The following is a 12,055-nucleotide window of genomic DNA, read 5'->3' as shown; positions in this document are numbered from 1 at the left end:
TAGGACCATTCAATGTTCGAGCGACTTATTCGTTTCGCAATTGCGCACCGCTGGTTGGTGATGCTGGCCGTCGCGGCAGTGGCGGCGCTCGGTGTCTTCAGCTACCAAAAATTACCCATTGATGCGGTACCTGACATCACGAACGTTCAGGTCCAAATCAACACGTCTGTTCCCGGATACTCGCCGTTGGAGGCGGAGCAACGTATCACCTTTCCAGTCGAGACGGCTATGGCCGGGCTGCCCAATCTCGACCAGACACGTTCTATCTCCCGGTATGGGCTGTCTCAGGTCACCGTCATCTTTAAGGACGGTACCGACATCTACTTCGCCCGCCAGCTCGTGAACGAACGCATTCAGGAAGCCAAGGAAAAGCTGCCCAGAGGTGTCGCGCCCGCGATGGGTCCAACCTCGACTGGCTTGGGCGAGATTTACCTCTGGACCGTCGAGGCAGACGCCTCCGCCCGCAAGCCTGATGGCAGCCGTTATACGCCAGCTGACCTGCGTGAACTGCAGGACTGGGTCATCAAGCCTCAGTTGCGCAACGTGCCCGGAGTCACGGAAGTCAACTCAATCGGCGGCTATGTCAAAGAGTTCCGCATTGCGCCCAATCCGACAAAGCTGATGTCCTACGGCTTGACGCTTGCCGACATCGTGAAGGCTATCGAACGCAACAACGACAACGTGGGCGCCGGATACATCGAAAAGCGAGGCGAACAATACCTCGTCCGCGTCCCGGGTCAGGCCGGCTCGGTGGAAGACCTTGCGAACATCGTTCTGACGAACGTGGGCGGCGTGCCGGTTCGCGTGAAAGACGTTGGCGAAGTGGACGTCGGCCGTGAGCTTCGGACGGGCGGCGCGACGTCGAACGGTCAGGAAGTCGTCCTGGGTACGGTTTTCATGCTCATGGGCGAGAACAGTCGGGCCGTCTCGCGCGCGGTCGCGCTCAAGATGGGCGACGTCAACCGCACGTTGCCGAGTGGCGTTCGTGCGATTCCCGTGTACGACCGTACCGTTCTGGTCGAGAAAGCTGTCAACACGGTAAAGAAAAACCTGCTAGAAGGCGCGGTTCTCGTCATCGTCATTCTCTTCCTGTTCTTGGGCAACATCCGCGCAGCCCTCATTACTGCGTTGGTCATTCCCTTGTCGATGCTGATGACCTTCACCGGTATGGTCAACGCCAAAGTTAGCGCGAACCTGATGAGCCTCGGCGCGCTCGATTTCGGCATAATCGTGGATGGTGCCGTGGTCATCGTCGAGAACTGTGTACGACGTCTCTCTCACGCCCAAGCATTGGCAGGCAGGCCTCTCACACGCGAGGAGCGTTTCACTGAAGTGTTTGGCGCCTCGCAGGAAGCCCGTCGCGCGCTCATCTTTGGCCAGCTCATCATCATGGTGGTGTATCTACCCATCTTCGCCCTCACTGGCGTCGAAGGGAAGATGTTTCATCCGATGGCCATCACCGTCGTCATGGCACTGGCTGCAGCGATGGTACTGACGGTCACCTTCATTCCCGCAGCAGTTGCGTTGTTTATCGGCAAGAACGTCGAGGAGAAAGAGAATCGCGTGATGGGATGGGCTCGCCGCGCATATGAGCCAGTTCTCACGCGATTCATGGGTCAACCAAAGCGCGTGCTCGTCGGTGCGGCACTCATCGTCGCGCTGACGACGGCACTCGCGACTCGACTGGGCAGCGAATTCATCCCCAGTTTGAATGAAGGAGACTTGGCGGTCGCAGCGCTGCGCATCCCGGGCACCAGCCTCTCGCAATCGCTGGAAATGCAGAAGAGCATCGAGAAGGCGCTCAAGGAAAAGATTCCGGAGATTGACCGAGTATTTGCACGCACGGGCACAGCAGAAATCGCGGCCGACCCAATGCCGCCCAACCTGTCCGACGGCTACGTGATGCTCAAGCCGACCGACCAGTGGCCTGACCCGAAAAAGTCGCGCGACGACCTTATCAAGGAAATTGAGGAGGTTATGGCAACGCTCCCAGGCAACGCATACGAGTTCTCGCAGCCCATTCAGTTGCGCTTCAACGAGCTTATTTCAGGTGTTCGTAGTGATGTTGCCGTCAAGATTTTCGGCGACGACATGACTGCGCTGAACACCGCCGGCGAAAAAATCGCCGCTGCGCTGCAGAAGGTGCCAGGTGCCTCGGAGGTGAAGGTCGAGCAAACGACGGGGCTGCCTGTCCTGACCATCAATCTGGAGCGTGACAAGCTGGCCCGCTATGGCGTGACGGTTGCTGACGTTCAGGACGCTGTCGCCGCCGCGGTCGGTGGACAAAAAGCAGGTACGTTGTTTCAGGGCGACAGACGATTCGACATCGTCGTGCGCTTGCCTGACGAACTTCGCTCGGACATTGAAACCATCAAGCGTCTTCCGATTGCGCTTCCGACGACTGCGTCCAGCGCAACCCGAGGCCCGACGCTTCAGGCCCCGTACGTGCCCCTCGATGAACTGGCGACTGTCGAAGTCGGCCCTGGACCGAATCAAATCAGCCGGGAAGACGGAAAGCGCCGGGTCGTGGTGAGCGCGAACGTGCGCGGCCGAGACGTCGGTTCCTTCGTTGCCGAGGCTCGGGAACTGATTCAGCAAAACGTGCAGGTCCCGGCCGGATATTGGGTATCCTGGGGCGGACAGTTCGAGCAGTTGCAAAGCGCAACCGAACGACTGAAGCTCGTCGTCCCATTGGCGCTCTTCATGGTGTTCGTGCTTCTGTTCGTGATGTTCAACAACGTGAAGGACGGTCTCCTGGTGTTCACGGGCATTCCGTTTGCGCTGAGCGGCGGCGTCGTCTCTCTCTGGTTGCGTGGAATTCCGCTTTCCATCACGGCTGCGGTGGGATTCATTGCACTCTCGGGCGTTGCCGTGCTCAATGGTCTGGTCATGATTTCGTTCATCCGTAACCTCCGGGAGGAAGGCGTACCGCTTGATGAGGCAGTGAGAGAGGGAGCGCTGACGCGCCTGAGGCCGGTTTTGATGACCGCTCTTGTCGCGTCGCTCGGATTCGTTCCAATGGCATTGGCGACCGGCACCGGCTCGGAGGTGCAACGACCACTCGCCACGGTCGTTATCGGGGGGATTCTGTCTTCGACGGCGCTGACGCTCCTTGTGCTGCCCGTGCTTTATCGCGTATGCCACTCCGTGTCATTTCGCAGCAACGCAAGGACGAGCGCAGGCCGCAGTTTGGCGGCACAATTACTTCAGAGAATTGGTATCAACCGAGGGAACGTCTGAATGCGAATCCTGCTAGTCGAAGACGAACAGATGACTGGTTCGTACCTCAAGAAAGGCTTGTCCGAGGCCGGATACGTCGTCGATTGGGTCGAGGACGGCATCTCCGGCCAGCATCAGGCCGAAAGCGAAGATTACGACCTTCTGATTCTCGACGTCATGCTTCCCGGTCAGGATGGGTGGACGTTGCTTGAGAAGATTCGAAAGCACAGTTCGACACCGGTCCTCTTCCTGACTGCTCGCGACGATGTCAGCGACCGAGTCAAAGGCCTCGAGTTGGGGGCCGACGACTATCTTGCGAAGCCGTTCGACTTTGTCGAGCTGACTGCGCGAGTCAAATCGATTCTGCGGCGGGGCCAACCGCGCGAGACGAACGTGATGCGCGTGGCAGACCTGGAGTTGGACCTCAATCGCCGAAAAGCGACCCGTCAGGGAAACACCGTCCTGCTCACGGCAAAAGAATTCACGCTCCTCTGGCTGCTGATGCGACGCGAGGGAGAGGTGTTGCCTCGCGCGACCATCGCTGCTCAGGTCTGGGACATGAACTTCAATAGCGATACAAACGTTGTCGACGCTTCTATTCGCCGCTTGCGGTCAAAAATCGATGATGCTTACGAGCCTAAGTTGATTCATACAGTACGGGGTATGGGATATGTCCTCGAGGTACGGGACGACGAGGCGTGATGTTCAAAAGCCTTTTGCCTCGGACGCTGCGGACCCGGCTGACCGTTCTGATTATCTTGTCGACTTCAGCCGTTCTCGCATTGAGCGGCGTTGCGTTGTACGAGGCGCTGCGGAATCGCATCGAGTCGTCTGCTTCGGAAGAGATGACTGGCACGTTGAGTGCGCTGCAATCTCATCTCGCAGACTTGCAGAAGACGAGCGACATACCGCATAACTGGGAGATGTGGGTCGACCAACTCCACGGACATCAAAACATGGACCTAGCCATGTATGACATGGCTGGGGAGCGGCTCTTCAGCACGAGCAGATTCCAAGCATACGCACCCATTCAATCTGCTGACCCTGGGCATTCACCACTCTCACTTGCCCGCGACGAGTCGAAGCTCAAATATCTTGTGACCATGGCGTCGCTCAACGGAACAGACGGACCACGCGTGCGCGTCGCGGTTCAATACGACCGAAGCGGCGATGTCGCACTGCTGCGTGCGCACGCGTACACGATTGTGGTCATTCAAGTTCTGGGGGTAGGCCTTGCATCGGCGCTGGCATACGGTATCGCCTTCCTCGGGTTGAGCCCGCTTCGTCGACTGTCAAAGCGCGCCGAACAGATGTCGTCGTCACGATTGGCACAGCCGTTCGCTGAGCTTGACGCGTCGGGGGAGCTAAAAGAGCTCGAGCACGCATTCAACGGTATGCTTCATCGACTGAACGAGTCGTTCACCCGGCTTAATCAGTTTTCGTCAAACTTGGCGCATGACATGCGCACGCCCCTTACCAACCTGCAGGCGGCGGCACAGGTCGCGCTATCTCGCCCTCGCAACGCTGCGGACTACCGGGACGTCCTTGAAGCGAGTATCGGCGAATATCAGCGGCTGACGCGAATGATTGAGGACATGCTGTTCCTTGCGCGCGCCGAGAGCACCGATTTAAGCATCGAAGCAGTCAGGCTCGATGCCGCGTTTGAAGCAGAGCGAGTGGCGAACTACTATGAATCAATGGCAGAGGACGCCGGTGTCGAAATTGTTGTGAAAGGACGCGCGGATGTGTTCGCCGACCTGCTTCTATATCAAAGGGTGCTCAGCAACCTGCTCACGAACGCGCTCAAGTTCGCACCTCGCGGCACGGAAATTCGCGTTGATTGCAGCGAGTCTTCCGATGCCACAGTCATCGCCGTCTCCGACACGGGCGTCGGCATTGACTCCGAGCACATTGACCGCATCTTTGAACGGTTCTATCGGGTGGACCCGTCGCGGCACAACTCTGCATCCGGAACTGGCCTCGGACTAGCTATCGTGAAATCAATCATGGAAAGCCATCGCGGTCGCTGCTGGGTTGAGAGTAAGCCTGGCGTTCGCACGACGTTCTCGCTTTCTTTCCCAAAGCAGGTTGCCGCGTCCATCTTGGATGATTCGGGAAAGCGCCGATAACAAAGGCGCGTCGCAGTAGTTTGGCCACTGACGACGCGCTCCACTTCACATTCACCGTGAAGACGCAAGCCTGCGCGAATCAACGACCGGCAAGCTGGTCGTGGTGGTCAACGTTCGGCGACTTCTCGCCACCGTGCGCGTAAGCCGCGTGAATTTCTTTGTTTCGAGCGACGTTCGCTTCGGTCGGCGGATACTGAGTCTTGGCGACGGGCGTGATTCCGTCATGTTGAGCCTGAATCAGCTCCTGCCGGACTTGTTCACGCGTTTTCCCTTGCGCCATTGCCGCCTGCGAAATCACGCCCATCGACACGGCCGTCGCCGCGAACATCACCGCGAGTTTTGCTGCTTTCATTTCGGTTCTCCAAGTTCCGACCGCCAAGTGCGGCGAGTCATGCGAACAGTATGCGTGGCGGACAGTGCGTCGACGTGACGGAGAGATGAGAAAAATGTCAGAAAGGCGTGCACCCGCTAGTGTCTATTCAAAAAGCGGAGGATGACGAAGTTGTCATCCTGCTCTCATGTCTGCGATGCGTCGCCGTTGCAAAATGCCTGCACGTTCGAACAACATCGGTGGGCGTCATGAACTTATCTTTGCGGCTCTTCCCTTTGTCGTTGACGCTCGCGGCCGTCGTCTTGGTAGGTTGCGCACAACCTCAATCGACGGCGTCCGGCGTCCCAAGCGACGACGCCAACCGTCCTTGGACGGCCACCTCATCCGAGGTGCGCGTGGACTACGCGGGACACAAGTGCAGCCCTGAAAACCTTCACGTGAAGGCACATCCGTGCATCTTTCCACGTCGTAACGCTTCAGATTGACTCCCGTCAACTAGCCGCGGATGCATTGCCAGAATCAACGGAGACGCCAAGCCGAGAGCTGTTGCGGCGCCGATTCTAGCGACACGGAGGTCGAGATATGTACCTAACCCAAGCGCCTCAGGAGTAGCGTTGTCAGGCCACGCGCACGGCGAGTGTGGTTTGTCGCCGTGCTTTGGTCCGGGCCGTCTGCCCGGACTTTTTTCTTTCCAAGCTAAGCGGGAGCGAAGGCGCTCCCGCTCATACCGATGCTTCGATGACGAAGAACACGATGAAGCCCGCGAAGAACGCTGTCGTCGCGAGTGGCGTTTCCTCGACCTCGTGAGCCTCAGTCAAAAGTTCTTCGGTCACGAGATAGATGAGTGCCACGGTCCCAAGGCCGAGCAGGGCTGAGTAGTACATTGAGGAGATGTTGGCGAGCAGTCCAGTCGCGGCAATGGCTGAAATAGACAACAGCATCGAAAGCAGAATCGGAACAACAAGCGCAGCGCGCTTGGGGGCACGCGCGGCACTCAGCGCGGCGCTCACCGCAAGCGAAAGAAACAGCACCTCAAGCGTCAGCGCCACCGTGAGAATTAGGCCAGTACCTTCACCGGCTGTGAACGCGATTCCAAGGACGAGGCCGTCAATAACCAAGTCGACGGCCGTGACAATTATTAGCCCTGTTGGAAACTCGGTACCTTCGAAACGCTTCTCGAGTCGATTGCACATCGATTTGATGCCAAGCATCAAGCTTAAACCGAGCCCAAAGCCTATGAGCACGGGCCACAGCGCGCGCTTCCTGTCCTCCGGCAACAGTTCAAGAGCCGCGGCCGCGAAAACAATGCCGGCTGTGAAGTGCTGAATGACGCTAGTAGTCCGCGCGCCCGGCGGGCGAACAAATGCGATGCCCGCTCCGACGGACGCGGCCATCACCGAGGGCAATGTCAACAGCGCCAGGCGTTGAGTCGGCGTCACGGCTTCACCGGCGTGCCGCAGGCGCTACAAAACTTGGTACCTTGGGCGAGCGTCTGATTGCACTGCGAACAGGTCTGAGGAACGATTGATGTCCCGCACTGGCCGCAAAAGCGCGACCCCTCTGCCTTCGCTGCGCTGCATTTTGGGCAAGTGACGCTCGTGCGCGGCGTCGGAGCTGACCCGGGCGCCCGGCCCCATTCTTCACCAGAGTAGCAGCGACCCTTATCCGCGTGATGCCCCCCGCGTGCGTGCTGGGCACCGTGATGAACCTGCGTGTTCCCGTGTGACTGGCCGTGGCCACGGTCGTGGCCGCCCTGCGAACGGCTACCGTGATGCCCGCCAAGAATTCTCTCTAGCCAACTCATGCTGTCTTCTCCTCGGACTCACCCAATCTACTTGCGAAGCAGTCGCAAACCGTTTGCAACGACGAGCAGACTCGCTCCTACGTCAGCGAACACGGCCATCCACATCGTTCCGAGTCCGCCAATGGTCAGCGCGAGAAAAATCGCTTTGATGCCCAGCGCTAACGTAATGTTCTGAACCAAAATCGTGTGAGTCGCCTTCGAAAGTCGGATGAACGCGGGAATTTTCCGTAGGTCGTCATCCATCAGGGCGACGTCAGCCGTTTCAATGGCGGTATCCGTGCCCATCGCGCCCATGGCGAAACCGATGTCCGCACGCGCTAGCGCTGGCGCGTCGTTGATGCCATCGCCGACCATTCCGACCATCGCGTGGTCACTCGACAAGCTTTCGACGACGCGCAGTTTGTCCTCTGGGAGCTGGTCACCCTCGGCGCGGTCAATCCCCACTTCCTTGGCAATCGCGGCCGCAGTGTGTCCGTTGTCACCCGTGAGCATCGCGGTTCGCACGCCAAGCGCGTGAAGCTCGGAGATTGCTTCGCGGCTCGTGTCCTTCACCGTGTCCGCAACAACGAATAAGCCAAGCACACGCTTGTTATCAGCGAGCATGACAACAGTCTTGCCGTCTCGCTCGTAAGTTTCCAGTCGAGCCTCGAGTTCCGGTGAGCAACGGCCAAGCTCTTCCACGAGCCTGTGGTTGCCGAGTGAGTAACGGCGACCATCCACGCGTCCCGCGATACCTCGTCCGGGAAGCGCCTCAAACTCTTCGACTGAAAGCCGCGCGATGCCATCGGCATCTCCTGCTTGCGTGATGGCCGTCGAGACGGGATGGTCTGAGCGACTCGACAAGCTGGCTGCGATAGAACGCACTAACATGCTATCAACGCCAGTCGCGCGAAGTTCGAACGCGACCTGCACCGGCTTACCGTGGGTGATGGTGCCGGTCTTGTCGAGTGCAAGCCAGCGAAGCTTCCGGCCTTGCTCGAGGAACGTCCCGCCCTTAATTAGAATGCCTTTGCGGGCAGCAGCGGCAAGCCCGCTCACTATCGAAACCGGCGTCGAAATGACGAGTGCACAAGGACACGCAATGACAAGAAGCACAAGCGCTTTGTAGACCCAGTCAAACCACGCGCCGGCGAAAAAGAGCGGCGGAACGATGGCAACGCCGAGCGCAAGCAGGAAGACAATCGGGGTGTAGACCTTGGCAAACTGGTCGACAAACCGCTGCGTCGGCGCTTTCGCGCCTTGAGCTTCCTCGACGGCGTGAATAATGCGCGCAAGCGTCGAATTGTTGGCCGCGGCCGTGACTTGAAACTCGAACGACCCCGATTCGTTGATGGTGCCCGCAAAGACGTTGTCGCCTGGACCTTTTTCAACCGGCATGCTCTCGCCGGTAATTGGCGCCTGGTTCACCGTGGAGCGCCCGTCGGTGAGAGAGCCGTCAAGCGCGATACGCTCTCCAGGACGTACTCGGACAATCGCGCCCAACTCGACGCGTGTCGCGTCGATGTCGACCCAAGAACCGTCTGCCTGCTTGACTGTTGCAGTCTCGGGTGCGAGGTTCATCAGACCTTCAATAGCATTGCGTGCTCGGTCGAGCGATTTGGCTTCGATGAGCTCGGCAATCGTGAACAACACCATCACCATCGCGGCCTCGGGCCACTGCCCCAAGGCCAACGCGCCGGTGACCGCGATGCTCATCAGCGCGTTGATGTTGAGGTTTAGATTCCTAACGGCAACCCAGCCTTTTTTGTACGTTTCAATTCCGGCACAGGCAACCGCCAACAGGGCGAGCGCCGCCACCGCCCATACCGGCGAGCCCAACCAGCTGGCAAGCTCCGCTCCCAACGCGGCTGCGACGGCGATGGCGAGGGGCCACCAAGGCTTTCTGACTGGGGCTGGGGTGCGGGTGCCGGCAACTCCCTCGTCGCCGAGCTCAGGCGTGAACCCAAGAGTCGAGAGCGCCTTGACTACCGCCTGAAGGCCGTCGGGACGATGAACTACCGTAAGGACCCGTTGCATGAGATTGAATTGCATCTCGGAGACTTCGGCCATACCGTCGAGCTTCTTGCGAATGAGTGCTTCCTCGGTCGGGCAGTCCATCTGCAATATCCGCATTTGCGTGCGGACCAAGCCTCCGACCGAAGAAGATTGAGTGAGCGCAGCAAGGGCGGGCAGCGCTTCGGCCGCCTCAGAATGCGATGCGTGGCCGTGCCCATGGTCGTGGTCGCATTTCGCGTCGTCGCGATGCGCATGCTGATGTTCATGAGCGTTGCCATGGATTGAATGCCCTGCGTCGTCATGCACCCGTCCTGTCGCAACTGCATCAGGTATTTCTGTGCACGCATTCCCACCGCAACAGCCGCCATTCGTCTCAGACTTTTCTTTGGCCGGTTGCCAGGCAGAGTTCGATTTTTTCTTACCGCAACAATCTTCCATTTCTGCTATCCGCTTGGTATATGCTGCCAGTAGACACCTTGGAGGAACTCCAAGGTCAAGCGTTTTGAGGAGCAGATATGAGAATTGGCGAACTGGCAAAGGCGGCCAACTGCACAACGGATACGGTCCGGTTCTATGAAAAGGAAGGTCTACTTCCGCCACCCGAGCGGACCAGGGCCAACTATCGCAGCTACACTTGGGCCCACGTCGAGCGTCTACGCTTCGTGCGGAACTGTCGCGCGCTTGACATGACGCACGATGAAGTTCGAGCGCTACTGTCCGCATCGGACGAGCCCGGCCTCGGATGTGGCACCATTAACTCGTTGCTGGATGAGCACATCGCGCATGTCGACGAGCGCATCGCAGAACTTGTTCACTTGCGGGAGCAATTGGGTAGCCTGCGAGCCCGCTGCGCGGGAGAGGCGGCGGTTAAAGAGTGTGGAATCTTGCAAGGCTTGACCTCGATGGAAACCGCCCTGGACAACCATCGCGCCACCCATCTGGGCTAGGCATAGGTTTCATCGTTGGGACTTGCGGCATTACCGGATTCCGTCGTTGCCCCAAAGCTGGTCTTTCTCGCAACGGGTCACAGGCAGCAGGCCGGCGCCGCTTACCGCTAAATCAAACAACTCTGGGAGCGTCATGTCCGTCACCCGCGGTTGAACTGGCGTCAACGCACTCTTCGTGCTCCACCTGGACCGTTACATGCTGGATGTTGAAACGGGTGGCTAAACGCTGCTGCACCGCCACCACGACGTCACGAGCACTTGCGCCTGCAACTGGATGGACATGAAGAGTTACCAAGTGTTGCTCGCCCGTGATGGACCACGCATGAATGTGATGGGCGTCGTGCACTTGCGCAACGTTTTGTTCGAGGTCGGCTTTGATATCGACAAGATTCACCCCCTCGGGAGTACCTTCGAGCAGGATGTGGGCGGAAGACTTAACGATACCCCAAGCGCTCTTGAGGATGATGACAGCGACGAAGATGGACAGCAGTGGGTCAATCGGCGTCCAGCCGGTCCACAGAATCACAAGTGCCGCAACGATAGCTGCAATCGACCCGAGCATGTCACCAAGAACATGAAGCCAAGCTCCTCGCAGGTTCAAATTCTCACGGTTCCCGCCGTGTAGGACGAAAAACGCGGCAATATTCGCCAAGAGTCCCACGACGGCGACAATCAGCATGGTTTTGCCGATGACAGGGACGGGCGACGCAAAGCGTTGCACGGCTTCAATCACAATCCATCCTGCTATGACGAAGAGCGCGCATCCATTCACGAATGCGGCCAGGATTTCGAGCCGCTTGTATCCAAACGAAAGCTGCGCCGTAGCGGGCCGCTTTCCGTAGTGGATAGCAACCCAGCTGAAACCGAGCGCTGCCGCGTCGCTGACCATGTGACCAGCGTCTGCTAAAAGCGCGAGAGAGCCGGAGATGACACCGCCAGCCACTTCTACCAGCATAAACGCTGCGATGATGACGAAGGCCCAGCCGATACGCCGTTGGTCGCTCACGCCATGCAGATGATTGTGGCCTGCGTGATTGTGTCCGTGGCCCTCAGGACCATGGCCGTGTTCATGGTTTTGGCGACCATGCTGATGGTCACTATGGTTGTGTTCATCTTGGCCGCTGTTGTCTTTGCGGTGGTCGTGCTGGTGTCCAGAGTGGTCGTGCTTAGAGGCCATTGTCGCTATCCTTGAGCAGAGTACGAGCGCTATTATATACACATATAAACATGCGTTGATGTGAACGGAGAATGGTCTTTTATGTCTGCAGAAATCGAGTTGAGCGATGACCAGGTCGTGGAACTGGCAGAGATGTTTCGGCTGATGGGGGACCCAAGTCGACTTAAGATAATCGCTGCGTGCCTTGGCGCGCCGATGTGTGTCTCTGACATCGCGGCGAAATACGGCATGTCCCAGCCGCTCGTGAGTCATCACTTGCGACTGCTTCGCGCTGCTCGAGTGTTGCGTTCTGAACGTCGTGGAAAGCAGATTTTCTACGAGGCGGCCGACCACCACGTGAAACGAGTCATTGGAAATATGGTCGAACACGTTTGCGAACAACCGTCGCCCGAGGCAGCAGATATCGACGACGCAACGCGCCAGGAGTAGATTCGACGTCCATTTGTCTCGCTG

At 58.5% G+C, this 12,055-nt stretch carries 10 protein-coding genes; 5 read left to right on the top strand and 5 right to left on the bottom strand.

Annotated features, from left to right (window positions below; all coding sequences use genetic code 11):
- Positions 1-12: 12 nt before the first annotated feature.
- The 3 genes from QCE73_RS10430 to QCE73_RS10420 are packed head-to-tail and all read left to right on the top strand — an operon-like array spanning position 13 to position 5,348.
- The gene (locus tag QCE73_RS10430; protein ID WP_087126639.1) at positions 13-3,240 is read left to right on the top strand and encodes an efflux RND transporter permease subunit; all 3,228 of its coding nucleotides are present in this window, start codon (positions 13-15) and stop codon (positions 3,238-3,240) included.
- Positions 3,241-3,921, top strand: coding sequence for a heavy metal response regulator transcription factor IrlR (gene irlR, locus QCE73_RS10425; protein WP_087126640.1), 681 nt, complete (start codon positions 3,241-3,243; stop codon positions 3,919-3,921).
- Complete coding sequence (locus QCE73_RS10420; RefSeq protein ID WP_309881090.1) at positions 3,921-5,348, top strand: heavy metal sensor histidine kinase; 1,428 nt, start codon at positions 3,921-3,923, stop codon at positions 5,346-5,348. The genes irlR and QCE73_RS10420 overlap by 1 nt, the downstream gene beginning before the upstream one ends.
- A gap of 79 nt (positions 5,349-5,427) precedes the next feature.
- Here QCE73_RS10420 and QCE73_RS10415 read toward each other — a convergent pair whose 3' ends face one another.
- The 4 genes from QCE73_RS10415 to QCE73_RS10400 form a co-directional block, all read right to left on the bottom strand.
- A complete protein-coding gene (locus tag QCE73_RS10415) occupies positions 5,428-5,700 on the bottom strand; it encodes a DUF4148 domain-containing protein (RefSeq protein WP_087126642.1) in 273 nt (90 codons plus the stop codon).
- A gap of 701 nt (positions 5,701-6,401) precedes the next feature.
- Complete coding sequence (locus QCE73_RS10410) at positions 6,402-7,118, bottom strand: ZIP family metal transporter (protein WP_087126643.1); 717 nt, start codon at positions 7,116-7,118, stop codon at positions 6,402-6,404.
- Positions 7,115-7,483: a zinc ribbon domain-containing protein gene (locus tag QCE73_RS10405; RefSeq protein WP_309881088.1), complete on the bottom strand. Its 369-nt coding sequence runs from the start codon at positions 7,481-7,483 to the stop codon at positions 7,115-7,117. Before QCE73_RS10405 ends, QCE73_RS10410 begins: the two co-directional genes overlap by 4 nt.
- A 27-nt stretch (positions 7,484-7,510) precedes the next feature.
- On the bottom strand, positions 7,511-9,916 hold the full coding sequence (locus tag QCE73_RS10400; RefSeq protein WP_404989746.1) for a heavy metal translocating P-type ATPase: 2,406 nt from the start codon (positions 9,914-9,916) through the stop codon (positions 7,511-7,513).
- 77 nt (positions 9,917-9,993) lie between these two features.
- On the opposite strand from QCE73_RS10400, the gene cadR reads away from it, so the two are divergent.
- Positions 9,994-10,425: a Cd(II)/Pb(II)-responsive transcriptional regulator gene (gene cadR / locus QCE73_RS10395; protein ID WP_087126646.1), complete on the top strand. Its 432-nt coding sequence runs from the start codon at positions 9,994-9,996 to the stop codon at positions 10,423-10,425.
- 112 nt (positions 10,426-10,537) lie between these two features.
- On the opposite strand, the gene QCE73_RS10390 is transcribed toward cadR, so the two are convergent.
- Entirely contained in the window at positions 10,538-11,602 is a 1,065-nt protein-coding gene (locus tag QCE73_RS10390) for a cation diffusion facilitator family transporter (protein ID WP_238212473.1), read from the bottom strand.
- An 81-nt stretch (positions 11,603-11,683) separates the two neighbouring features.
- Here QCE73_RS10390 and QCE73_RS10385 point away from each other — a divergent pair, with 81 nt between their 5' ends.
- A complete protein-coding gene (locus tag QCE73_RS10385; RefSeq protein ID WP_035501785.1) occupies positions 11,684-12,031 on the top strand; it encodes a metalloregulator ArsR/SmtB family transcription factor in 348 nt (115 codons plus the stop codon).
- Positions 12,032-12,055 lie beyond the last annotated feature (24 nt).

It is taken from the genome of Caballeronia sp. LZ029 (genome assembly GCF_031451275.1).
Taxonomy (GTDB): Bacteria; Pseudomonadota; Gammaproteobacteria; order Burkholderiales; family Burkholderiaceae; genus Caballeronia; species Caballeronia jiangsuensis.
This window is presented reverse-complemented; position numbering and strand designations above follow the sequence as displayed.

Bases quoted from the DNA above. Each gene is read 5' to 3' on its own strand.
- QCE73_RS10415 (WP_087126642.1), bottom strand. From the start codon at position 5,700: ATGAAAGCAGCAAAACTCGCGGTGATGTTCGCGGCGACGGCCGTGTCG.
- irlR (WP_087126640.1), top strand. From the start codon at position 3,241: ATGCGAATCCTGCTAGTCGAAGACGAACAGATGACTGGTTCGTACCTC.
- QCE73_RS10420 (WP_309881090.1), top strand. From the start codon at position 3,921: ATGTTCAAAAGCCTTTTGCCTCGGACGCTGCGGACCCGGCTGACCGTT.
- QCE73_RS10400 (WP_404989746.1), bottom strand. From the start codon at position 9,916: ATGGAAGATTGTTGCGGTAAGAAAAAATCGAACTCTGCCTGGCAACCG.
- QCE73_RS10405 (WP_309881088.1), bottom strand. From the start codon at position 7,483: ATGAGTTGGCTAGAGAGAATTCTTGGCGGGCATCACGGTAGCCGTTCG.
- QCE73_RS10385 (WP_035501785.1), top strand. From the start codon at position 11,684: ATGTCTGCAGAAATCGAGTTGAGCGATGACCAGGTCGTGGAACTGGCA.
- cadR (WP_087126646.1), top strand. From the start codon at position 9,994: ATGAGAATTGGCGAACTGGCAAAGGCGGCCAACTGCACAACGGATACG.
- QCE73_RS10430 (WP_087126639.1), top strand. From the start codon at position 13: ATGTTCGAGCGACTTATTCGTTTCGCAATTGCGCACCGCTGGTTGGTG.
- QCE73_RS10390 (WP_238212473.1), bottom strand. From the start codon at position 11,602: ATGGCCTCTAAGCACGACCACTCTGGACACCAGCACGACCACCGCAAA.